The 23228-nt window shown below is 46.2% G+C and carries 17 protein-coding genes, 10 tRNA genes, 3 rRNA genes and 1 other RNA gene; all 31 read right to left on the bottom strand.

Annotated features, from left to right (window positions below):
- Nucleotides 1–21 precede the first annotated feature (21 nt).
- The 31 genes from QNH28_RS00760 to fba all read right to left on the bottom strand — a co-directional run bounded on the left by QNH28_RS00760 (nt 22) and on the right by fba (nt 23069).
- Nucleotides 22–1218: an acyltransferase gene (locus tag QNH28_RS00760; protein ID WP_283909756.1), complete on the bottom strand. Its 1197-nt coding sequence runs from the start codon at nt 1216–1218 to the stop codon at nt 22–24.
- A gap of 292 nt (nt 1219–1510) precedes the next feature.
- On the bottom strand, nt 1511–2020 hold the full coding sequence (locus QNH28_RS00755) for an acyltransferase (protein WP_283909755.1): 510 nt from the start codon (nt 2018–2020) through the stop codon (nt 1511–1513).
- On the bottom strand, nt 2017–2673 hold the full coding sequence (gene ppaX / locus QNH28_RS00750; RefSeq protein WP_283909754.1) for a pyrophosphatase PpaX: 657 nt from the start codon (nt 2671–2673) through the stop codon (nt 2017–2019). The genes QNH28_RS00755 and ppaX overlap by 4 nt, the downstream gene beginning before the upstream one ends.
- 4 nt (nt 2674–2677) lie before the next feature.
- Nucleotides 2678–3709: a prolipoprotein diacylglyceryl transferase gene (gene lgt, locus QNH28_RS00745; protein WP_283909753.1), complete on the bottom strand. Its 1032-nt coding sequence runs from the start codon at nt 3707–3709 to the stop codon at nt 2678–2680.
- A gap of 12 nt (nt 3710–3721) precedes the next feature.
- Complete coding sequence (gene hprK, locus QNH28_RS00740; protein WP_283909752.1) at nt 3722–4660, bottom strand: HPr(Ser) kinase/phosphatase; 939 nt, start codon at nt 4658–4660, stop codon at nt 3722–3724.
- A gap of 210 nt (nt 4661–4870) precedes the next feature.
- The gene (locus QNH28_RS00735; RefSeq protein ID WP_283909751.1) at nt 4871–5992 is read right to left on the bottom strand and encodes an ABC transporter ATP-binding protein; all 1122 of its coding nucleotides are present in this window, start codon (nt 5990–5992) and stop codon (nt 4871–4873) included.
- 114 nt (nt 5993–6106) lie between these two features.
- Nucleotides 6107–7201, bottom strand: a complete 1095-nt coding sequence (locus tag QNH28_RS00730; protein WP_283909750.1) for a PucR family transcriptional regulator — start codon at nt 7199–7201, stop codon at nt 6107–6109.
- Between the two features lie 149 nt (nt 7202–7350).
- Nucleotides 7351–7423 (bottom strand) — tRNA-Lys (locus tag QNH28_RS00725).
- 5 nt (nt 7424–7428) lie between these two features.
- Nucleotides 7429–7514 (bottom strand) — tRNA-Tyr (locus QNH28_RS00720).
- A 9-nt stretch (nt 7515–7523) separates the two neighbouring features.
- A tRNA-Phe gene (locus QNH28_RS00715) sits at nt 7524–7596 on the bottom strand.
- Between the two features lie 66 nt (nt 7597–7662).
- Nucleotides 7663–7740 (bottom strand) — tRNA-Asp (locus tag QNH28_RS00710).
- Nucleotides 7741–7753: 13 nt separating this feature from the next.
- Nucleotides 7754–7829 (bottom strand) — tRNA-Thr (locus QNH28_RS00705).
- A 32-nt stretch (nt 7830–7861) separates the two neighbouring features.
- Nucleotides 7862–7937: transfer RNA gene (locus QNH28_RS00700), tRNA-Val, on the bottom strand.
- Nucleotides 7938–7945: 8 nt separating this feature from the next.
- Nucleotides 7946–8022: transfer RNA gene (locus QNH28_RS00695), tRNA-Met, on the bottom strand.
- Between the two features lie 30 nt (nt 8023–8052).
- Nucleotides 8053–8144 (bottom strand) — tRNA-Ser (locus QNH28_RS00690).
- An 82-nt stretch (nt 8145–8226) separates the two neighbouring features.
- A 23S ribosomal RNA gene (locus tag QNH28_RS00685) occupies nt 8227–11155 on the bottom strand.
- Between the two features lie 169 nt (nt 11156–11324).
- Nucleotides 11325–11400: transfer RNA gene (locus tag QNH28_RS00680), tRNA-Ala, on the bottom strand.
- A 20-nt stretch (nt 11401–11420) separates the two neighbouring features.
- A tRNA-Ile gene (locus QNH28_RS00675) sits at nt 11421–11497 on the bottom strand.
- A gap of 45 nt (nt 11498–11542) precedes the next feature.
- Nucleotides 11543–11659: ribosomal RNA gene (gene rrf, locus QNH28_RS00670) — 5S ribosomal RNA — on the bottom strand.
- Between the two features lie 124 nt (nt 11660–11783).
- Nucleotides 11784–13341: ribosomal RNA gene (locus tag QNH28_RS00665) — 16S ribosomal RNA — on the bottom strand.
- Together the 16S, 23S and 5S rRNA genes with 10 tRNA genes alongside form the textbook arrangement of a ribosomal RNA operon.
- A gap of 301 nt (nt 13342–13642) precedes the next feature.
- On the bottom strand, nt 13643–13900 hold the full coding sequence (locus tag QNH28_RS00660; protein WP_481858371.1) for a pro-sigmaK processing inhibitor BofA family protein: 258 nt from the start codon (nt 13898–13900) through the stop codon (nt 13643–13645).
- Between the two features lie 41 nt (nt 13901–13941).
- Nucleotides 13942–14193, bottom strand: coding sequence for a DUF2508 family protein (locus QNH28_RS00655; RefSeq protein ID WP_283909748.1), 252 nt, complete (start codon nt 14191–14193; stop codon nt 13942–13944).
- A 136-nt stretch (nt 14194–14329) separates the two neighbouring features.
- A complete protein-coding gene (gene recR, locus QNH28_RS00650; RefSeq protein ID WP_042123249.1) occupies nt 14330–14929 on the bottom strand; it encodes a recombination mediator RecR in 600 nt (199 codons plus the stop codon).
- A gap of 38 nt (nt 14930–14967) precedes the next feature.
- Nucleotides 14968–15279: a YbaB/EbfC family nucleoid-associated protein gene (locus QNH28_RS00645; protein ID WP_036679924.1), complete on the bottom strand. Its 312-nt coding sequence runs from the start codon at nt 15277–15279 to the stop codon at nt 14968–14970.
- A 47-nt stretch (nt 15280–15326) separates the two neighbouring features.
- The gene (gene dnaX, locus QNH28_RS00640) at nt 15327–17102 is read right to left on the bottom strand and encodes a DNA polymerase III subunit gamma/tau (RefSeq protein ID WP_283909747.1); all 1776 of its coding nucleotides are present in this window, start codon (nt 17100–17102) and stop codon (nt 15327–15329) included.
- A 137-nt stretch (nt 17103–17239) separates the two neighbouring features.
- An RNA gene (gene ffs, locus QNH28_RS00635) (signal recognition particle sRNA large type) lies at nt 17240–17508 on the bottom strand.
- A 117-nt stretch (nt 17509–17625) separates the two neighbouring features.
- Entirely contained in the window at nt 17626–17823 is a 198-nt protein-coding gene (rpmE, locus tag QNH28_RS00630) for a 50S ribosomal protein L31 (protein WP_283909746.1), read from the bottom strand.
- Between the two features lie 131 nt (nt 17824–17954).
- Complete coding sequence (locus QNH28_RS00625) at nt 17955–19232, bottom strand: radical SAM family protein (RefSeq protein ID WP_283909745.1); 1278 nt, start codon at nt 19230–19232, stop codon at nt 17955–17957.
- A gap of 25 nt (nt 19233–19257) precedes the next feature.
- Nucleotides 19258–20610: a transcription termination factor Rho gene (rho, locus tag QNH28_RS00620; protein WP_042123234.1), complete on the bottom strand. Its 1353-nt coding sequence runs from the start codon at nt 20608–20610 to the stop codon at nt 19258–19260.
- A gap of 163 nt (nt 20611–20773) precedes the next feature.
- On the bottom strand, nt 20774–22027 hold the full coding sequence (locus tag QNH28_RS00615) for a UDP-N-acetylglucosamine 1-carboxyvinyltransferase (RefSeq protein ID WP_283909744.1): 1254 nt from the start codon (nt 22025–22027) through the stop codon (nt 20774–20776).
- 187 nt (nt 22028–22214) lie between these two features.
- A complete protein-coding gene (gene fba / locus QNH28_RS00610; RefSeq protein WP_283909743.1) occupies nt 22215–23069 on the bottom strand; it encodes a class II fructose-1,6-bisphosphate aldolase in 855 nt (284 codons plus the stop codon).
- Between the last annotated feature and the right edge of the window lie 159 nt (nt 23070–23228).

Genomic DNA, 23228 nt, shown 5'->3' with positions numbered 1-23228 from the left:
CCGCATCAAAATGATGCCTAATCAAGTATTAACCTTCCTCATCTCATCCGAGGCATGTCCTGACTTCACCTTCGAACTAGACTCTAGAGACCGAGGAACACTCCCCAAAAAGATCCATGACTTAGGAATTCGGCGAAAAGCAAACTGCACCAAGAACCAGCTTCCTCCCAATGCAAATACAAGTCCCCCATAGATGAAGAAAACATAAGTTAGCGACTCTAGGGGAATCTGATATCGGAACCTGCGATATATCGCCAGCAATAGCGGATGAATCAAATAAATCGCAAATGAAAGCTCACCTAAACGAGTCAAGAAAGCAACGATCACACGAGGGGCCTTACGATAAAGCAAAAATGTAGCGTACAACAGAACCAATGCCGATAACATCGTATGGACATTCCATAACAGCTCGTACCACAGCGAATCCGTCCACACCCCAAAATGGCGGGCCACATACCATAGCTGCACATGGATAAAGGCTGCAATTAACCACAAGCCCACTAATAGGGCAGTCCATCCTTTTTGCTTGGCAGGCAGCTCTCTCCATGGCTTTATCAGCCATAGCTTCACCTTCTCAAAGTGAATGGCGATATAAGCCCCCATCATATAGTAAGCCAGGTAGGAGATCGCTAAGCTCCCTTTTTCAACAATATGCAGTTCGTATTTATTCCAGAAAATAAACCCCCACTGAAGAGCAAACCCGAGCGGCACCGCCCATCGTACTAAGAATCGGGAGCTCTGCAATAGCTTAAGCAGCACTGGAAAAAGCAAATAAAACTGAATGGAAATAAAGACAAAATACAAATGCGCATATGCGGAACCCGAGAATAACGCTCTAGAAAAGCTTAACAAGTTGTCTCCAAGGTTCTGCGTCAATCGTCCGTTCACATATAGAGTTAGTGCATAATAGCCCATAGAAGCTAGCAAATAAGGCAGTAAGATATACTTTAATCGACGACGATAGAAATTAATGATCAAGCTGCGTGTCACAGGACGACCATAATAATTATAAAACAATACGAAGCTGCTTAGAAAAATAAATGAGGGCGTGCCGAATTTAAAGAAAATGTTAATCCAGTTCAGCCAATAATAATAAGGAGAATGCAGTGCCTGCTCTCCAGCAGCAAAAGATGAGGCATGCACATGCAGTACACCTAATATAGCTAATGCTCTGAAAATATCCAGCTGGGGCAGCCTTTCCTGTCTCGTAGTGTTCATGTTCTATTCCTCTTCTCTACTATGATGGTTGTTCATAGAGACGCTAAGCGGAATGTGGAAACTGAAAATACCAGGAAGACTGTACCTGCTGATTTTACATTCTGATATTAGAAGCTGAATGCTAGCGTGGGATTCGCCTTATCACTAACGATAATTATATCGAATGCATCTGTTTAAAAAACTTAAGAAGAACTTAAAGTTTCCTTAATAATCTTCTCTAGGACGCAAGAAACCCTGCAGAACCTGCGCTAAAAAAACGCAATATGTAACTGCAGGGTTAAGAAAGCATCACTTACACTTGTTCCGATTGTTCTTCCGTTGAGGAAGGGCGCAGCTCCCGCAGTGGATTACCTCCGACAAAAGAGCCAGCCGCTACGTTCTTGTGTACCACCGAACCAGCCGCTACAACTGCCCCATCTCCGATGGTTACGCCGGGAAGAATCGTTGTATTCGCGCCAATCAATACATTTTCACCGATCACTACTTCGCCCAGACGATATTCCTTGATCAGATACTCATGCGCCAGAATCGTCGTGTTATAACCAATTATAGAATTCTCACCCACCGTTATTTTCTCCGGGAAAAACACATCCACCATCGCCATAAGGCCAAAGGCCGTGTGTTTACCAACCTTCATTCCAAGTATCCGTCGATAGATCCAGTTCTTTAACGGTAGAATCGGGCAATAACGGGCGATCTGAATAAAAATAAAGTTGCGGACACCCTTCCACGGGCTGACCGTACGATAAATGTACCAAAGTGAGTTATGACCTTCTACAGGATATCGGGTTACGTTTCTCACGATTCACTCGTTCCTCGTTCCACAATTTCTATAATATCCCTCATGTTATGGAGGATATAGTCAGGATCATACTTGCGGAGAGTGTCTTCGCCTTTTAATGACCACGATACACCAGCCGCATATACGCCTGCAGCTTTTGCTGACTGAATATCAACTGTACTGTCACCCACCATAAGAGTTTTACGAGGATCAACGCCAAGGTTATTGACAGCAGTCAGAACAGGTTCTGGATGTGGCTTTGGTTCAGTAACATCGTTCACCGTCACAATCGTATCCATGTACTTTAGCAAATCAAACATCTCGAGCGATTTAATCGTTGTAGGTCGAATCTTAGTGGTTACAATCCCCATTTTAATCCCACGACGTAAAAGCTCCTCCATCGTCTCATTCACCTGAGGAAAGGGACGTACTAACTCATCGTGATGTTCATAATTATAAGAGCGGTAGGATTTTTCAAGCGCACCACTTACATCCTCAAGACCAGAGAAGACTCTCATCTGTTGCTGAAGGGTCGTGCCCATATGTGGAATAATCTCTTCCCTGGTGAGTGGAGCTAGACCATTGTCCTTCAGCGCGTACATAAACGAACTAATAATTAGCTCATTCGTATCGACAATCGTTCCATCTAGATCAAAAAGAACGCATTCTATCATAGTTTTACTGCTCCTTCTTATCTCCATCCGCTGGCTGTCCTTGCCCAGGTTGTTCCCCCTGACGAGCTTTCTGCGGTGTATTTGCTGCGCTTTCCGGCACTACACTATCTGCATGAATCGGCTTAGTGCACACGATAGGATCAGAATAATGTGCTTTAGGCTCTCCGGTTACCCGACGAATAATGATAAGTAGTACAGCTGCGACGATGATCAGTAGAGCAAGTAGCTGAGAAATACGGATATTTCCATAGCTTGGGTCCAAGTACCCTTGTTCAAAACCTAACCATTCCATCGGTTTCCACAATCCATTCATAAAGGATGCCAAGCCTGCACTTCCATTAAACGCTAAGCTGTCCGTACGTATGGCTTCGATGAAGAAACGACCGATGGAATACCATATAAAGTAAGACATGAAGATCTCACCGGCACGCACAAATTTCTGACGACGGAGGACCATGAGAAGTGCAATGCCCAGTAAGCTCCAAAGAGATTCATACAGGAAGGTCGGATGATGAAAAGCATCGCCTATGTACATTTGATTCACAATAAAGTCCGGTAAATGCAGTTTATCCCGTAAAAATGACTCTTCAACCACACTTCCGTATGCCTCTTGGTTGACAAAGTTTCCCCAGCGGCCAATCATTTGACCCGCGAGTAGTCCAGGTGCACAAATATCAACGATACGCCAGAAAGGGTAGCCCTTATAGCGGAAATATATAATCCCACAAATAATGGCTCCAATTAACGCACCGTAAATAGCGATGCCACCGTTCCAGATCTTAAAGACATCTATTAAATTGTCCTTATAATCCTCCCATTTAAACGCTACAAAATAAATCCGTGCCCCAATAATGGCCGAGGGCACACCCAGCAGCAGCATATCCATAAAAAATTCTTGTGGTATACCAAACCGTTTGCCCTCGCGGATCGCAAGAAATAATCCCGCGAGTGCACCGAAACCTAATATTAATCCGTACCAGTGTACTTGCAGTGATCCAATTGAGAAGACAATAGGATTTAGTGCTAATGGGAACATTCTCTCACACTCCTAATCAAGATCATCCATATCTTCAGATATGGTCGCAGTTAACTTATTCGTGAACTGCAGGGCTGCATTAAAGCCCATTTGTTTCAGGCGATAATTCATTGCTGCAACCTCTATAATAACTGCGAGGTTACGCCCTGGACGTACGGGAATCGTTACAAGTGGAACATCTGTATCTATAATCCGTGTCGTTTCCTCGTCGAGTCCAAGTCGGTCATACTGCTTGTCTTGTTGCCAAGCTTCCAATCTAACAACAAGTGTAATCCGTTTATGATTACGAATAGCACCCGCACCAAAAAGTGTCATTACATTAATGATACCTACTCCACGAATCTCTAATAAATGACGAATTAACTCAGGTGCTGTACCATGCAGCTGGTTATCTGAAGTCTGACGGATTTCCACTGCATCATCAGCAATCAATCGATGTCCGCGTTTTACAAGTTCAAGGGCTGTTTCACTTTTACCAATCCCACTACTACCCGTAATTAGCATACCTACACCATATACATCACAGAGTACGCCATGAATAGTCGCCGTAGGGGCTAGTTTTCCTTCTAAGAAGCTCGTCAAACGACTGGAGAAAATAGTCGTAGCCATAGCGCTGCGAAGCACTGGAAGAGCCTTTTCATTACTTATGTCAATTAGCTCCTGAGGTACATCCAAACCACGTGTAATTACAATACAAGGTGTGTTGTCATTACAAATTCCACGAAGTCGACTTTTCCGCTCAGTTTCAGGCAGCATGGAGAAAAAAGCGAGTTCTGTTTTGCCTAGTAATTGAACACGTTCTTCTGGATAATATTCAAAATAACCAGCAATCTCTAGTCCTGGGCGATTCAGGTCATCGACCGTAATGGGTCTCTTTAGACCTTCCTGGCCGGAAATAACCTCTAATTGAAAATGCTGTACCAATTCAGATACTTTTACTTTCTTAGCCATGTAAGTTCGTCCTTTCGTTACCTGCGGTATTTGTCCGCTTACTGCGTCCGGTTGGCAGCGATCTCATTACATTCCGGAGGTAATTCTCCTGCTATCTTAATTGATAACGCTTATGAATGCAATCTTAGCGCCTAACCAAACAAGGTCCATCTAAACAATAAAGCCACCCTTTCGGGTGGCTTTATCAAGAGAGAAAAGATCTTTACAATCTTATCCCAACAAAATGTTAGCTTCGGATTCTTTATCAAAGAAGTGAATTTTGTTCATGTCGATAGCCAATTTTGGCTTGCTGCCTTCGCGAGTAGTGGAACGTCCATCTACACGAGCGATTACAGTAGATTTACCAAGGCCGCTCAAGTAAAGGAGCATTTCGTGACCAAGGTTTTCAGTAACATCAACCAATGAAGTAAAGATTGTGTTCGGAGAAGCTTCCAAGAATACTGGCTCTTCATGGATATCTTCTGGACGAACGCCCATGATTACTTCTTTACCGATGTAACCTTTGTTACGGATGATTTGAGCTTTTCCGCCTGGTACTTCAACATCAAGGTTCTCAGCACGGAAACGGATAGAACCGCTCACTTCAGACAAAGTACCATTGATAAAGTTCATTGTAGGGGATCCGATAAATCCAGCTACGAACAAGTTTGTAGGTTCATTGTACAACTCTTCAGGGGAAGCTGCTTGTTGAATGATACCATCATACATAACTACGATGCGATCACCCATTGTCATAGCTTCTGTTTGGTCATGCGTTACGTAGATACAAGTAGTTTCAAGGCGTTTAACCAGTTTAGTGATTTCAGCACGCATTTGACCACGAAGTTTAGCATCCAAGTTGGAAAGAGGCTCATCCATCAAGAAGACTTGTGGATCACGTACGATAGCGCGTCCCAAAGCTACACGTTGGCGTTGACCACCGGAAAGCGCTTTTGGTTTACGTTCAAGCAAATGCTCGATATCAAGAATTTTAGCAGCTTCGCGAACCTTCTTGTCGATTTCATCCTTCTTCACTTTACGAAGTTTCAAACCGAAAGCCATGTTTTGGTATACGCTCATATGCGGATACAGGGCGTAGGATTGGAATACCATCGCGATATCGCGGTCTTTAGGTGCAACGTCATTAACTACACGATCGCCAATGTACATTTTACCTTCGGAGATTTCTTCCAAACCTGCGATCATACGCAAAGTTGTGGATTTACCGCAACCGGAAGGTCCAACCAATACTAGAAATTCCTTATCTTTAATATCAAGATTGATATCGATTACTGTTGCTTTATCTGAACCCGGGTATTTTTTGAAAATATGCTCTAAACGTACGCCTGCCATTGTATTTCCCCCTCGAGTTAATTATTAATTAATTAAAATAAAAATTCTGTTTCCTTGTACATTTATATTACCCCAGTCGGGACACTATGGCTATTTGTAAGGTTCACAAAAAACCTATTTCCTTTTCGTCACTTTATACAAAAGCATAGTAAGCTTCACAATAGCAGCGTCCCCAAAGCTTCTTACATCTGCACCAGTCTCTTGTTTTATCTTATCCAGACGGTATAGCAGCGTATTACGATGGATATATAACTTCTTGGCGGTTTCACTTACATTACAGTCCATTTCAAAAAAGGTCTCCAAAGTTAGCAGCGTTTCTTTATCTGATAGTACAGTGGAATAGTCGCCAATTTGTCCAAGCAACTGTTTACGGCGCGCATCAGGAATGCTGTTAACCAAACGTTCCAAATGCAGTTCCCAAGGTAAATGAATATACTCTCCTACTTGAAAAATACGACCGAGTACAATCGTCTCCCTGAGTAAAGCCACAGATCCCGTCAACCCCTTAACAGGGACTATAGGAGGAGCTACTGCCAAATGGAATACGCCTACCCATTCACTCGCTATCAGCTCATGTAAGCCCATACTTGTCTGTGCTAAAAGATCATCTACGCTCTCTTCTTCATCATCCTTATCATCCCCGCCCGTAAGCAACTCCTTACGAGCTAAAATTAACCACTCTTTCTCTTGAAGGGGAATAAGGAGGATTTCGTTCTCAAAATAGCTACGTAGCAATTTCATCAGTGAACGATAAGAGATCTGCGGACTATGTGCGATCTCACTACTAAGGAGGAATGGAATCATGTCACCGAACAAACGCCCTTTTAGGCTCATCTCATCAGGAATTTCAGAATCATTCTTTTCTTGCTCTAGCTCCGTGTTTAACCAGGCACCAAGTTGCCGTGCCTCCACTTCACCTTCTTCTCTAAGCCCTGTAGCCTTAAGCGCAATAGCAAAATTTCGAACTGCATAGTTGACCAGTTGTACTTCCAGAGAGGTGAGCCCCTCCATTTCTACCCAAACAGCGGTTATACGCCCGTCACTCTCATACAAAGGTGCCCAGAGATGACCCTCATGGATAACCAACTGATCCTGTGCTTCTAATCCCATGCTAAAAAGAGAAGCTGAATGCTGCCTCCCTAACTGCTTGATTCCGGTTCTCTTTCCGGTGAGCTGCTCTAAATTTTTCCGCAATGTCTCACTATCCATAGTCACCATGCTCCACCACTTTTGCTCTTTTCGCCTATTTTAGCATATTCTCTTATATTATGTTAATCGCTTCACTAGCGCGCTACTATAATACAACCATAAAACACAAAAAAAGCCACCACCATAAGGTGATGACTTTCTGTTTGGGATGAGCCATGAAGGACTCGAACCTTCGACACCCTGATTAAAAGTCAGGTGCTCTACCAACTGAGCTAATGGCTCATAAATGGTGGGGGATGATGGATTCGAACCACCGAACACGTACGTGAGCAGATTTACAGTCTGATGCGTTTGGCCACTTCGCTAATCCCCCAGGGAAAAGTGGCTCGAGACGGATTCGAACCGCCGACACGAGGATTTTCAGTCCTCTGCTCTACCGACTGAGCTATCGAGCCATATTAAATTGACATAAAAATAAAGTGGTAGTATTAAACTTCCCACCCTAGTCTTGTGGAAAAAAATGGCGGAACCGACGAGATTCGAACTCGCGATCTCCTGCGTGACAGGCAGGCATGTTAGGCCAACTACACCACGGTTCCGCATTGATAATAATGGTGCCGGCGAGAGGACTTGAACCCCCAACCTACTGATTACAAGTCAGTTGCTCTACCAGTTGAGCTACACCGGCACGGTGTGAAATAAATCTTAAAGAGATGAAAATGGTGGAGGCTGAGGGGATCGAACCCCCGACCCTCTGCTTGTAAGGCAGATGCTCTCCCAGCTGAGCTAAGCCTCCAGGTATTATGGTAGCGGCGAAGGGGATCGAACCCCCGACCTCACGGGTATGAACCGTACGCTCTAGCCAGCTGAGCTACACCGCCACAATAATTAGAAATGCTATGGATTGAAAATGGCGGAGAGAGTGGGATTCGAACCCACGCACCGCTTACGCAGTCTAACCCCTTAGCAGAGGGTCCCCTTATAGCCACTTGGGTATCTCTCCAAACGATATCAGTACCACAGCAATCCAAACAGGAATTTGACTCCCTGAAAACTGAATCCGAATTGAATTTGCGTTTTAAGTATAGGATAAGCCCTCGACCGATTAGTATTGGTCAGCTCCATGCATTACTGCACTTCCACCTCCAACCTATCTACCTCGTCGTCTTCAAGGGGTCTTACTAATTGGGAAATCTCATCTTGAGGGGGGCTTCACGCTTAGATGCTTTCAGCGCTTATCCCGTCCGTACGTAGCTACCCAGCCATGCTTCTGGCGAAACAACTGGTGCACCAGCGGTACGTCCATCCCGGTCCTCTCGTACTAAGGACAGCTCCTCTCAAATTTCCTGCGCCCACGACAGATAGGGACCGAACTGTCTCACGACGTTCTGAACCCAGCTCGCGTACCGCTTTAATGGGCGAACAGCCCAACCCTTGGGACCTACTTCAGCCCCAGGATGCGATGAGCCGACATCGAGGTGCCAAACCTCCCCGTCGATGTGGACTCTTGGGGGAGATAAGCCTGTTATCCCCAGGGTAGCTTTTATCCGTTGAGCGATGGCCCTTCCATGCGGTACCACCGGATCACTAAGTCCGACTTTCGTCCCTGCTCGACTTGTAGGTCTCGCAGTCAAGCTCCCTTATGCCTTTGCACTCTTCGAATGATTTCCAACCATTCTGAGGGAACCTTGGAACGCCTCCGTTACTCTTTAGGAGGCGACCGCCCCAGTCAAACTGCCCGCCTGACACGGTCCCCGTACCCGATAAGGGTACTAGGTTAGAACCTAGATACGATCAGGGTGGTATCCCAACGGCGCCTCCACCGAAGCTTGCGCTCCGATTTCTACGGCTCCCACCTATCCTGTACAGATCGTACCCAAATTCAATATCAAGCTGCAGTAAAGCTCCATGGGGTCTTTCCGTCTTGTCGCGGGTAACCTGCATCTTCACAGGTATTAAAATTTCACCGGATCTCTCGTTGAGACAGCGCCCAAGTCGTTACGCCATTCGTGCGGGTCAGAATTTACCTGACAAGGAATTTCGCTACCTTAGGACCGTTATAGTTACGGCCGCCGTTTACTGGGGCTTCGGTTCATAGCTTCGGATTGCTCCTAACCACTCCCCTTAACCTTCCAGCACCGGGCAGGCGTCAGCCCGTATACTTCGCCTTGCGGCTTCGCACAGACCTGTGTTTTTGCTAAACAGTCGCTTGGGCCTTTTCACTGCGGCCCCCTCGTGCTATTCACACTACCGGGGCACCCCTTCTCCCGAAGTTACGGGGTCATTTTGCCGAGTTCCTTAACGAGAGTTCTTCCGCGCGCCTTAGAATTCTCTTCTCGCCTACCTGTGTCGGTTTGCGGTACGGGCACCTTCTCCTGGCTAGAGGCTTTTCTTGGCAGTGTGAGATCATGACCTTCGCTACTACAATTTTCGCTCCCCATCACAGCCCAGCCTTAATGATGTGCGGATTTGCCTACACATCAGCCTCACTGCTTAGACGGACATATCCATCAGTCCGCGTCACTACCCTCCTGCGTCACCCCATCGCTCATAGCGGATTACGGTGGTACAGTAATTTCAAACTGTTGTCCTTCGACTACGCCTTTCGGCCTCGCCTTAGGTCCCGACTTACCCTGAGCGGACGAGCCTTCCTCAGGAAACCTTGGGCTTTCGGCGGATCAGATTCTCACTGATCTTTTCGTTACTCATACCGGCATTCTCACTTGTATGCTGTCCAGCGCTCCTTACGGTACACCTTCAACCCACATACAACGCTCCCCTACCCCAGATACATACGTATCTAGCCATAGCTTCGGTGGTGTGTTTAGCCCCGTTACATTTTCGGCGCAGAGTCACTCGACCAGTGAGCTATTACGCACTCTTTCAATGGTGGCTGCTTCTAAGCCAACATCCTGGTTGTCTGTGCAACTCCACATCCTTTCCCACTTAACACACACTTGGGGACCTTAGCTGATGGTCTGGGCTGTTTCCCTTTTGACAATGGATCTTAGCACTCACTGTCTGACTCCCGGCAATAAGTATATGGCATTCGGAGTTTGACTGAGCTTGGTAATCCTTGCGGACCCCGCACCCAATCAGTGCTCTACCTCCACTACTCTTATACCGAGGCTAGCCCTAAAGCTATTTCGGGGAGAACCAGCTATCTCCGAGTTCGATTGGAATTTCTCCGCTACCCCCACCTCATCCCCGCACTTTTCAACGTACGTGGGTTCGGGCCTCCAGTGCGTGTTACCGCACCTTCACCCTGGACAGGGGTAGATCACACGGTTTCGGGTCTACGTCCACATACTAAATCGCCCTATTCAGACTCGCTTTCGCTGCGGCTCCACCTTCTCGGCTTAACCTTGCATGTTAAACGTAACTCGCCGGTTCATTCTACAAAAGGCACGCCATCACCCATAGATAGGGCTCTGACTTTTTGTAAGCACACGGTTTCAGGTTCTATTTCACTCCCCTTCCGGGGTGCTTTTCACCTTTCCCTCACGGTACTGTTTCACTATCGGTCGCCAGGTAGTATTTAGCCTTAGCAGATGGTCCTGCTGGATTCATACGGGGTTTCACGTGCCCCGCACTACTCGGGATCCGTCTCGGAGAGAACACAGTTTAGGCTACAGGGCTTTTACCTCTATCGCGGGCCTTTCCAGACCTCTTCGCCTACCATATTCCTTTGTAACTCCATGTGAGACGTCCCACAACCCCTAAGAGCAAGCTCTTAGGTTTAGGCTGTTCCGCGTTCGCTCGCCGCTACTGACGGAATCACTATTGTTTTCTCTTCCTCAGGGTACTTAGATGTTTCAGTTCCCCTGGTCTGCCTCTACATTTCCTATGTATTCAGAAATGAGTAACTGCGAATTACCACAGCTGGGTTTCCCCATTCGGACACCCCCGGATCAAAGCTTGCTTACAGCTCCCCGAGGCAGTTTCGTTGTTCGCCACGTCCTTCGTCGGCTCCTGGCGCCTAGGCATCCTCCGTGTGCTCTTATTAGCTTAACCTTGATTTTTCCGCAGGAAAATATCATACAATGACATTTCTCTTGGAATCATCTCACTAATAACATTTACTTGTTTACACAAGTTGCTAAAAGATGTTCTAAAACGCAAATTCGTTTCGGTATCCAGTTTTCAAGGATCAATGTTTAAAGAAGGTATTGAATTAAAATTATGGTGGAGCCAAGCGGGATCGAACCGCTGACCTCCTGCTTGCAAGGCAGGCGCTCTCCCAGCTGAGCTATGGCCCCATAAAAGATATAAAGTTATATGGTGGGCCTTGGTGGACTCGAACCACCGACCTCACCCTTATCAGAGGTGCGCTCTAACCAACTGAGCTAAAAGCCCATATAACATATATAACATTGTGAATCAACCAATGAATGGTTGTCCGCTTGGCGACGTCCTACTCTCCCAGGACCCTTCGGTCCAAGTACCATCGGCGCTGGAGGGCTTAACGGTCGTGTTCGGGATGGGTACGTGTGGAACCCCTCCGCTATCGCCACCAAACGCATACGAAAGAGACTTGCTCTTTCAAAACTGAACACGAGTGAGTGTTCGAACCCGAAGGTTCTATTGTGGAAGCTAAGCTTCCGATTTGAATGTTTCCATTGCAGGAAACGATTCTCCATAGAAAGGAGGTGATCCAGCCGCACCTTCCGATACGGCTACCTTGTTACGACTTCACCCCAATCATCTACCCCACCTTCGGCGGCTGGCTCCCTTGCGGGTTACCCCACCGACTTCGGGTGTTGTAAACTCTCGTGGTGTGACGGGCGGTGTGTACAAGACCCGGGAACGTATTCACCGCGGCATGCTGATCCGCGATTACTAGCAATTCCGACTTCATGCAGGCGAGTTGCAGCCTGCAATCCGAACTGAGACCGGCTTTGATGGGATTGGCTTCACCTCGCGGCTTCGCTTCCCGTTGTACCGGCCATTGTAGTACGTGTGTAGCCCAGGTCATAAGGGGCATGATGATTTGACGTCATCCCCACCTTCCTCCGGTTTGTCACCGGCAGTCACTCTAGAGTGCCCAACATGACTTGCTGGCAACTAAAGTTAAGGGTTGCGCTCGTTGCGGGACTTAACCCAACATCTCACGACACGAGCTGACGACAACCATGCACCACCTGTCTCCTCTGTCCCGAAGGCCGCTGCTATCTCTAGCAGATTCAGAGGGATGTCAAGACCTGGTAAGGTTCTTCGCGTTGCTTCGAATTAAACCACATACTCCACTGCTTGTGCGGGTCCCCGTCAATTCCTTTGAGTTTCAGTCTTGCGACCGTACTCCCCAGGCGGAGTGCTTACTGTGTTAACTTCGGCACCAAGGGTATCGAAACCCCTAACACCTAGCACTCATCGTTTACGGCGTGGACTACCAGGGTATCTAATCCTGTTTGCTCCCCACGCTTTCGCGCCTCAGCGTCAGTTACAGCCCAGAAAGTCGCCTTCGCCACTGGTGTTCCTCCACATATCTACGCATTTCACCGCTACACGTGGAATTCCACTTTCCTCTTCTGTACTCAAGTCACCCAGTTTCCAGTGCGACCTTAGGTTGAGCCCAAGGTTTAAACACCAGACTTAAATGACCGCCTGCGCGCGCTTTACGCCCAATAATTCCGGACAACGCTTGCCCCCTACGTATTACCGCGGCTGCTGGCACGTAGTTAGCCGGGGCTTTCTTCTCAGGTACCGTCACTCCGATAGCAGTTACTCTACCGGACGTTCTTCCCTGGCAACAGAGCTTTACGATCCGAAAACCTTCATCACTCACGCGGCGTTGCTCCGTCAGACTTTCGTCCATTGCGGAAGATTCCCTACTGCTGCCTCCCGTAGGAGTCTGGGCCGTGTCTCAGTCCCAGTGTGGCCGTTCACCCTCTCAGGTCGGCTACGCATCGTCGCCTTGGTGGGCCGTTACCCCACCAACTAGCTAATGCGCCGCAGGCCCATCCCTCAGTGACAGATTGCTCCGTCTTTCATTCTTCCTTCAGGAGAAAAAAGAAATTATCCGGTATTAGCTACCGTTTCCGGTAGTTATCCCAGTCTAAGGGGCAGGTTGCCTACGTGTTACTCACCCGTCCGCCGCTAAGTTGTTTTGAAAGCAAGCTTTCAAAACAACTCCGCTCGACTTGCATGTATTAGGCACGCCGCCAGCGTTCGTCCTGAGCCAGGATCAAACTCTCCAATTAGTATTGAAAAGAGCGATATGCTCATTTTGAAACATCTGACGAGAAAATTAATTCTCTATTTTGGATTTCACTTTCGTGATTTCCTACTCACTCGTTGTTCAGTTTTCAAAGATCAATGTCTCATTTGTTGTCATCGTTGCTTGTCAGCAGCGACCTTTATAATATATCACAGCACCTTTGTTTTCGTCAAGCGTTTTTTTAATTTCTTTTTTTCGCTTACCGTTTCAGCAAGTTGTTAATCAACATCTTGTCCAAAGGGGCGAGACTTAATGTATCATATTTTTCAAACCCACGTCAAGCATTAAAACAAAATAATTCTTAATCCTATTAACATTATTACCCCTGGAAGGCCAAGAACCGTTACTGCGCCTATGGTTGCGGGATTCAAGGGAATGTGAACCTGTGTGATCAAACCCGAGAAATTCACTACATATATCGCAAGCGCAGCTAGTACTAAATGAACGCCGAACAAACTAAGCCATCCAAAGCCAAGTTTTTTTCTGAACACAATTAAACTCAGCATCACAACCGATAAGACCAGAACTCCTATAGCTATCATTCTTAGCATATTGATCCCCCTTATATTCTTTTAACTAGCACCTACATCTGACTGCTATTTAACCCCATGCTTTTTGCATGCTTGAGATGTATCTGATATTTGCGCTCTGCTGCCTCCAGAATATAAATAGCGTAATCAATTTGATCTTGACCCAATGCCTCATCAAACATTAGGTACGCTCTCTCCCACTCAGATTGCGCCTTACGAACCTCCAATAACGTTTCCCAGCCTTCCGCATCTTTTCTACCCTGTTCTTCATCTGCTCCCTGCCACAATGAGCTCCACCATCCCATTACCCATTCCTCCTCAGAATAATTTCGATGCAAAATTACATCTCGTTATTCTCATTCATATCGGGATAGGGACAAACTTAGAACAAAAAAAGGAAGCCCAAGGGGCCTCCTTTTGAAAAACACAACTTTAGAGCTACTAGAATAGCTCACGACGGCCTTCCAACGCTTTGGACAAGGTAACCTCGTCGGCATATTCAAGATCGCCACCAACAGGCAAGCCATGGGCTATTCTGGTGATTTTAATCTCAAATGGCCGAACTAGACGAGAAATATACATCGCCGTTGCCTCACCCTCAATGTTGGGGTTGGTCGCCATGATAAGCTCACTTACTCTTTCATCACTCAAACGAGTCAATAATTCCTTCAAGCGAATATCATCAGGGCCTATACCTTCCATAGGAGAAATCGCACCCTGAAGAACGTGATAATACCCATTAAACTCTTTGGTTCGTTCTATTGCCACCAAATCCTTGGAGTCTTGGATTACACAAATTACTGAAGGATCTCTAGTTTTGTCCTGACATATCTTACACGGGTCCGTATCCGTAATATTACAGCAGACGGAGCAATAATGAAGATTACGTTTGACGCTTACTAGCGCTTTAGCAAAATCAATGACGTCATCCTCTTTCATGTTAAGCACATGAAAAGCTAACCGGGCGGCTGTCTTCGGCCCAATCCCGGGCAAACGCGTAAAAGCATCGATCAGCTTGGCTAGCGGTTCGGGATAATACAAATTAATAATTCTCCTTTAGACGAAAGTGGAGTGAGTGATTAGAACAAACCTGGGATCTTCATTCCACCAGTAAATTTACCCATATCATTGTTCGCAAGCTCTTCAGCTTGAGTTAAAGCATCATTAACCGCAGTAATCACTAAATCCTGCAGCATTTCAACATCTTCCGGATCAACGGCTTCTGGCTTAATTTGAATAGAAAGCAACTTTTTGTGACCATTGACTTGAACAGTAACTACACCGCCACCAGATGAGCCCTCAATAACTTTGCCACCTAGCTCTTCTTGAGCTTTAAGCATTTGCTCCTGCATTTTCTTAACTTGCTTCATCATTTGGTTCATATTATTCATACATCATCTCTCCTTTGGAATGCGCAATTAGCGCTAGTATGCTTACATTACTCTTTTATGACAACAAGGTCTTCTCCAAAAAGCTGGATAGCCTCATCAATCCAAGGTTCAGATTTCGCATCCGCAGTGTCATGTTCATGCTCTAGCCGCAATTCTTCTTTGCTAGGCTGTCCCACCGACTTCTGAGCGGCTTCGTTCCAATCGCGCTGCATGATAGTCACCAATCTATAGGGCTTACCAAGACGTGCTGCAAACACATTCTCAATGACCTGTCTGTTTGCTGGCTTCTCCGTTGTATCGCGATGAATCGTGTTCTTGAATGCAACAAGCACCGCGTCGTCCATTATGGATACAGGCTCACCGTCTACAAACCACGCGTGAACCGTTACCTTTTCCTCTTTTACCCCTTGCAAGACAAGACTCCACTGTTTGTAGATAGCTCCAAAATCAGGACTATCCTTACCAGCAATAAACTTATCTACATTTGGAGGCATTTTGGAGGTTGCGGAGATTCTTGGCGCAGAACTTGGGGCCGGATTCGATTTCGCAGAAGAGGCGCCATCTCGCCCACCTCCGGAAATGTTGCCGGACTGCAACGCCTGTTCCAGCTTTTTCTCCAGCGCAGCAATCTGTCTCTTGAGCACATCCAGTTCACCAGAGTTGACTGCAGGAGTATTCACCCCTGATCCAGACTGCAATGCACCTAACGACGCAACAGATGCGGTCTCACTTTCCTCTTGCTGCAAGCTACAAAGCTTCATCAACGCGACTTCAAATAACGTCTGCGGATGAGTAGCATACTTCATTTCACCCAGGTACTTATTAAGTGTATCTACGATTTGAAACAGACGATCCCTAGAAAATGCAGTGGCCATATCTTTAAACTCGGCAGGATTAAGCACTCGCTCCGTCAGTTGATCGGCCCCGGGTACCATCTTAATCATCAATAAATCACGGAAATAATACATAAGATTCTCTAGGCATTTATCAGCACTCTTACCTTCATGCATAAGCTGCTCAACAAGCTCCAGAAGAAGACCCATATCCCCTTCCAAAATAGCAGTGGCAAGACGTGCAAATTGCTCAGAGGGTATCCCTCCGGTCATCCCTAGCACTTGTTCGTACGTAACTTTGCCATCTGTAAAAGATGAAATCTGATCCAGCAAACTCACTGCATCACGCATACCCCCATCAGAAAGACGGGCAATATACTGCAATGCGTTAACATCGGCTGTAATCCCTTCCTTCTCACAGATAGCGTTTAGATGTGCTGTCTGCTCTTCCAAAGCTACTCTGCGGAAGTCAAAACGCTGACAACGAGAGATGATCGTCGCTGGCAATTTATGAGGTTCCGTAGTCGCAAGGATGAACATTGCATGTGACGGTGGTTCTTCCAACGTCTTTAATAGCGCATTAAATGCTTCTGTTGTCAGCATATGCACTTCATCAATAATATACACTTTACGGCGCACCTCGGTAGGTGCATATTTCACCTTATCCCGAAGGTCGCGAATCTCTTCTACGCCCCGATTGGATGCCGCGTCTATTTCCTGCACATCCATCACATTACCCGCAGTGATTCGCAAGCAGGAAGGACACTCGTTGCAAGGCTCCGGACCTGGCCCACGTTCACAATTGACCGCTTTCGCTAAGACTTTAGCAGCACTTGTCTTACCAGTTCCCCGCGGACCACTGAACAGATAGGCATGCGAAACCCGCTGTTCACGAATTGCGTTCTGCAGCGTTTGGATAATGTGCTGTTGTCCAACCATGTCTTGAAACGACTGCGGCCGCCAAGCACGGTACAGCGCGATATGTTCCACTATGCATTACCCTCTCTTAGGCTGCCTCTTTCCCGGCATTTGTCGCAAATTTATTATACTATATTCATCGGCTATTGACCAAAAACAAAAAGCATCTTTGCTTGTGGCAAAGATGCTGTTATAAATAGAATTATAAACCGTGCACCTGTTATTGATGACTACGATCCAAGCGGCAACCCTACATGACTGCTCGGGCTAGGCCACCCTCCGGCACAAGAGTAAACTTACTTATGGCTGCTTCCTTCCGGACCTGACCAGGTTCATAAGCACTCATTGCGGAGGACCCAACCGTCAACACAGCCCGTAGGAACCAAGGCCTCACATCGATAGCACCTCTAACAGGAATTCAACCTCGCTACAGCGGATTGCGAGTTACAGGGCACCGCTACCTCCCCGTCTAGCACGGCGAAGTTAAGTATAGCTTACGCTCGGACAAAAATCAACTCTAAGACATAAAATGAGCCCCTCAGCGAGAAAGCTGGGGGCTCGATCTAACCATTAAGCCGCTAAGCGACTATTCCAATTAGATACCGTATTTCTTCTTGAATTTATCAACGCGACCGCCGGCATCCAGGAACTTCTGCTTGCCAGTGAAGAAAGGATGGCAGTTGGAGCAAATCTCAACACGAAGCTCTTGTTTAACAGAGCCAGCTTCGAAAGAGTTGCCACACGCGCAGGTTACCTTAGTTAAGTTATACTTTGGTTGAATTGCTGCTTGCATTTTGAATTTCACCTCTCATGCCCTAAGCCTCATGCGGACCCAGAGTTATATGATTACACTGTGGTATTTTAGCACGAAAAATTCAATTGATCAATATGTTTCATTGGTAATTCTTTGGTACATTTACGCAGTTAAATGTTGAGTTGGCGTTGCTTTACCCGAGCCATATTTGCTGGTGGCACATGCGTGTAAGAACCAATAACAACATCCGGCAATTCGTCCCGGAAAATTTCCAGCATAGTCTTCATGCCGAGAATTTCACCCTTAGCAGGAGGAATTAACTCCAGATAACTCTCAGGATCAATATTAAGATTACGCATCTGAATAAGTTTCAGATCCGTTCGTCTTACAAACTCCACCATCGCCTCAATCTCTTCTTCGCGATCAGTTACTCCAGGGAATATCAGATAGTTAATCGAGGTGTAAACACCCTGCGAGGCAGCATACTTCAAAGACTTCTCTACATTAGCCAATGTGTAGCCACGTGGTTTGTAATAAGCATTGTAATGATCATCTAGAGCACTAATCGTGCTGACACGCATCAAATCCAGCCCAGCATCGACGATTCCACGAATATGATCGCTTAAACCAGCATTGGTGTTGATATTAATGTAGCCCATGTCAGTAATCGAGCGCACTTCACGGATTGCTTCTATAATAAGTTTTGCCTGCGTAGAAGGCTCACCTTCACAGCCTTGTCCAAAACTGATAATCGATTCAGGCGTCTTCAAGTGCTCCAGCATAACTTGTGAAATTTCGTTGACCGTTGGCCGGAAATTCATCCGAGTCTGCGGAGACACAAAACCACTATCATCAGGTTGCTCAGAAATACAGCCAAAACATCCAGCATTACATGAATAAGAGACAGGTACACCGCCCTCCCAACGCCCTAAGAAGGTGTTGGAGGAAGTCAGGCATTCATAACCAAGCGCACAGTTAGAAAGATGCTCATAGAGACGGTTATCAGGATATTTGGCAGTCAATTCACCAACGCTAACCTCAAGATCCTGTTTATCACAGTTCAGTGGGTTCCATTTCTCCGGATTATCGGTTGGGTCCGCCGCTACATAGAACCCTCCATCCTTCCACACTACAGCCGAATACCCAAAAAGAGGAAGCTTATAAGACTTGTCTGTCTTCACATAACCAGGAAGACACAGACGAGTATAGCCCTGAGGTAACAGAGCCCCTACAGCCTGTGAGCCATCTGGCAGTGACATCATTTCGCCGGTCTCAGGATCCATGCCCACCGCCCGCGTACTAGGCAAGCCCACAAGAGTAGCACCCTCAGGCAGCGGAATTAACTCTTCCTCCAGCATTTCAACGATCATATCCCCACTACGGGCTAGCCCGTACAGTTCAGGATGATCATATACGTTTCCTTGCCCGTCGGCATATACCAAATACATGTTAGTCTCCTCTTATTAACAATTCTCAAGTTGTAGGTACTGAAGAAGTCTTCGCCCGTGTCGTGCGCCGAGCAGCCGTACCACTATTGGAAGTTCCTCCGCTACTTGCAGTTCCATTTGGCGATTGTTTAGCTCCCGCAACGTCAAATGATGCTAAGAATTCAGCATTAGTCTTTGTATCACGCAGCTTTTTAATGAATCCCTCCACAAAATCGTAGGATTCATTCATGTTTTTGCGAATCGCCCAGATCGTATCGAGCTCTTCTTTACTCAAGAGCACTTCTTCACGACGTGTACCTGAACGACGAATATCAATGGCAGGGAATATACGGCGTTCCGCCAATTTACGATCCAAATGAAGCTCCATATTACCGGTACCTTTAAACTCTTCATAAATAATATCATCCATACGTGATCCTGTATCAATTAAAGCAGTTGCTAGAATAGTCAGTGAGCCACCCTCTTCTACATTCCGTGCAGAGCCAAAAAACCGCTTCGGCCGATGAAAGGCTGCTGGGTCAATCCCTCCACTAAGTGTGCGCCCAGACGGGGGAACCACAAGGTTATACGCACGTGCCAGACGCGTAATGCTATCTAAAAGAATAACTACATCCTTCTTGTGCTCAACTAAACGAAGAGCCCTTTGCAACACAAGTTCGGCCACTTTAATATGATTCTCTGGAAGCTCATCAAACGTCGATGCAACCACTTCGCCTTTTACAGAACGCTGCATATCAGTTACTTCTTCAGGACGTTCATCTATTAGCAATACAAAGAGCTCAATCTCAGGATTATTAGTGGAAATACTATTGGCAATTTCTTTCAAGAGGAGCGTTTTTCCTGCTTTAGGAGGTGCTACAATCAAACCCCGCTGCCCCAAACCTACAGGAGCGAGCAAATCCATTATTCGGGTAGACAAATGAGTAGGGGATGTTTCAAGCGGTAGCTTGTCTTGCGGATAAAGTGGTGTTAATGCTGGAAAATGAAGTCGCTCCGCTGCGCTAGCAGGGTTCTCCCCATTAACGGCATTGACTTGAAGCAGGCCAAAATATCGTTCATTTTCTTTCGGCGTCCGGCATTTCCCAGACACAAGATCTCCGCTTCTGAGATCAAACTTCCGAATTTGTGAGGCTGAGATATAAATATCTTCAGCGCTGGGCAAATAGTTAATCGGTCTTAGAAATCCATAGCCCTCGGGCAGAATTTCCAGTACGCCTTCCATAAACATAAGACCGCTTTGCTCTGCCTGTGCCCGAAGGATCGCAAAGATCAGTTCCCGTTTCTTCAGCTGTCCGTAATAAGGGATCTGGTATTTCTTAGCCAGCTTATACAACTCGGTCAGCTTCATTTCTTCCAAATCGGAAATTTGAAGATCCATGTAATAACCACCTATTCAATTTTTAAATGAGTTCGCCCTAGTCTATCTACTAGGCAAAATGATGAGTCTATTAAAATGCCCATTAGGATATTAATACCCAATTTGGAAGGATGTATGCGGTAAATAAGCAAATAAAACTCCTTCCAAACGGGATATCCTAATTTTATTCGTTCTCACGCCAAACATGAGCACCAAGTTGTCGAAGGTTGCTCACTAAATTATCATAACCACGGTCAATATATTCTACGCCGGTCACCTCGGTGATTCCATCCCCTACCGTCAACCCAGCAATGACAAGAGCAGCACCTGCCCGTAAATCGGTTGCTTTCACTTTTGCAGCGTTAAGCTTACTACCCTCAATAATTGCAGAACGGCCTTCAACGCGAATTTTCGCGCCCATTCGTACCAATTCTGGCACATGCTTAAAGCGGTTGCTGTAGACGAAATCGCTAAGTACACTAACACCTTCCGCCTGCGTCAACATACTTGTCATGGGAGATTGTAAATCTGTAGGAAAGCCAGGATAGGTCAGCGCTTTGACATCTGCGTGCTCATATTTAGCTCTACCTATAACACGAATACTCTCATCCAACTCTTCAATATCAACGCCCATCTCTAAAAGCTTGGCCGTTAAAGCTTCCAAGTGCTTAGGAATAACGTTATCTATCAACACATTACCACGCGTAGCCGCAGCGGCAATCATATAAGTTCCTGCTTGAATCCGATCGGGAATAATAGAGTGACGGCAACCGTGCATCTCTGAAACCCCTTCAATTCGGATGGTTTCTGTACCAGCGCCTTTAATAACAGCGCCCATAGAGTTCAATAGGGTTGCTACATCTATAATCTCAGGCTCTTTAGCCGCATTTTCAATAATTGTGGAGCCTTTGGCACGTGAAGCCGCCAGCATGATGTTAATAGTGGCACCTACGCTTGATACGTCTAAATAAATCTTCGCACCGCGTAGCTCTTTAGCATATAAGTGGATAGAACCATGTTCGTTGGTAACTGTTGCTCCCAGTGCCTCAAATCCCTTGATATGCTGATCGATTGGACGAGGTTCGAAATTACAACCACCGGGAAGACCTATTGTCGCTTCTTTGAATCTTCCAAGTAGAGCTCCCATCATATAATATGAAGCTCGAAGTTTCTTAACCGGACCATTAGGCATAGGTATAGATACAATACGCGAAGGATCAATTTTCATCTGGTTGCCTGACCAAGATACATTTGCGCCAAGCTCTTGCAAGATTTCGGAGTAAACGGCTACATCACTAAGGGACGGTAAATTATCAAGAACAACTTCAGATTCGGCCAAAATCGCCGCAGGAATAAGTGCAATAGCACTATTCTTTGCTCCACTGATGGTTACAACGCCCTCTAGCGGACGTCCACCGCCAATCATTAATTTTTCCATAGATTTATCAATTTCCCCCTACGTGTATTGCAGCTGTGCGGGCAATACGTGCTGTGGACTTTTAGTGATGAAAATGGAAAGACACCGGCTTAGCGGTGTGCTTTCCTCATCAAACTATTCAACTGGGCAGAGCTACACCCTGCCCTTTACAAATTGCTTGTCCACCTGTGGCGGAAGCTAACAATGATTAGGCTTTGTTGTTGGATCCAAACTCGCGGATTTTACCGATAACGGTTTCTTTGATCGCATCGCGACCTGGTACGATGAATGTACGTGGATCGTAAGCATCAGGTTTAGCAGCTAAAACTTCGCGAACAACTTTTGCGAACACGATTTGGTTCTCAGTGTTTACGTTGATTTTGGAAGTACCCAAGGAGATAGCTTTCTTGATGTCATGTTCAGGAATACCTGTACCACCATGAAGAACCATTGGGATGTTAGTAGCGTCACGGATTTCTTCCATTTCTTTAAATCCGAGGTTAGGCTCGCCATGGTAAGGTCCATGAACGGAACCTAGTGCAGGAGCCAATGTGTCGATACCTGTTTCTTTGACAATACGTACGCACTCATCCAGCTTAGCATACATGATGCCGCCGATAACGTCGTCTTCTTGTCCACCAACAGTACCTACTTCTGCTTCTACAGAAACACCTTTAGCGTGAGCATATTCAACGACTTTTTTAGTCATATCAATGTTCTCATCGATTGGGTGGTGGGAACCGTCGATCATTACGGATGTAAATCCAGCATCAATTGCTGCCTTACATTTATCAAAGCTAGATCCATGGTCAAGGTGGATAGCTACAGGAACTGTGATATTCATATCGATAATTAGACCTTCTACCATCTTAACAACAGTAGTGAAGCCGCCCATGTGACGTGCTGCGCCTTCGGATACACCAAGGATTACTGGTGATTTTTCTTGTTCAGCGGCACCAAGAATAGCTTGTGTCCACTCCAAGTTGTTAATGTTGTACTGACCTACTGCGTATTTTCCTTCAAGTGCTTTGTTCAACATGTCTGTCATAGATACTAATGGCATGGTTTCATCCTCCTAAGAATGTTGGCTGGCTATGTTTTTAAACCGACATCACATACAGGCTTATTATAACACATCCTGAGTCAAATACTAAATAGGATAAACAAAAAAATGTCCCGGTGGGACGATTTTTATCCAGCCCATATAGCAATTAGACTCAAC

This window comes from Paenibacillus sp. G2S3, assembly GCF_030123105.1.
GTDB lineage: Bacteria > Bacillota > Bacilli > Paenibacillales > Paenibacillaceae > Paenibacillus_AQ.
The sequence above is the reverse complement of the archived record's forward strand: the minus strand, read 5'-3'. Positions and strand labels throughout refer to the sequence as shown.

What these genes read in the sequence shown, in the direction of transcription:
- QNH28_RS00645 (WP_036679924.1), bottom strand. Translation starts at nt 15,279, where the DNA reads ATGAATAATATGAACCAAATGATGAAGCAAGTTAAGAAAATGCAGGAG.
- ppaX (WP_283909754.1), bottom strand. Translation starts at nt 2,673, where the DNA reads ATGATAGAATGCGTTCTTTTTGATCTAGATGGAACGATTGTCGATACG.
- lgt (WP_283909753.1), bottom strand. Translation starts at nt 3,709, where the DNA reads ATGTTCCCATTAGCACTAAATCCTATTGTCTTCTCAATTGGATCACTG.
- QNH28_RS00660 (WP_481858371.1), bottom strand. Translation starts at nt 13,900, where the DNA reads ATGATAGCTATAGGAGTTCTGGTCTTATCGGTTGTGATGCTGAGTTTA.
- QNH28_RS00730 (WP_283909750.1), bottom strand. Translation starts at nt 7,201, where the DNA reads ATGGATAGTGAGACATTGCGGAAAAATTTAGAGCAGCTCACCGGAAAG.
- QNH28_RS00655 (WP_283909748.1), bottom strand. Translation starts at nt 14,193, where the DNA reads ATGGGATGGTGGAGCTCATTGTGGCAGGGAGCAGATGAAGAACAGGGT.
- rpmE (WP_283909746.1), bottom strand. Translation starts at nt 17,823, where the DNA reads ATGCAAGCAGCAATTCAACCAAAGTATAACTTAACTAAGGTAACCTGC.
- QNH28_RS00735 (WP_283909751.1), bottom strand. Translation starts at nt 5,992, where the DNA reads ATGGCAGGCGTACGTTTAGAGCATATTTTCAAAAAATACCCGGGTTCA.
- rho (WP_042123234.1), bottom strand. Translation starts at nt 20,610, where the DNA reads ATGGATCTTCAAATTTCCGATTTGGAAGAAATGAAGCTGACCGAGTTG.
- QNH28_RS00625 (WP_283909745.1), bottom strand. Translation starts at nt 19,232, where the DNA reads ATGTATTTGGTATATGCCGACGGGCAAGGAAACGTATATGATCATCCT.
- QNH28_RS00760 (WP_283909756.1), bottom strand. Translation starts at nt 1,218, where the DNA reads ATGAACACTACGAGACAGGAAAGGCTGCCCCAGCTGGATATTTTCAGA.
- QNH28_RS00615 (WP_283909744.1), bottom strand. Translation starts at nt 22,027, where the DNA reads ATGGAAAAATTAATGATTGGCGGTGGACGTCCGCTAGAGGGCGTTGTA.
- hprK (WP_283909752.1), bottom strand. Translation starts at nt 4,660, where the DNA reads ATGGCTAAGAAAGTAAAAGTATCTGAATTGGTACAGCATTTTCAATTA.
- fba (WP_283909743.1), bottom strand. Translation starts at nt 23,069, where the DNA reads ATGCCATTAGTATCTATGACAGACATGTTGAACAAAGCACTTGAAGGA.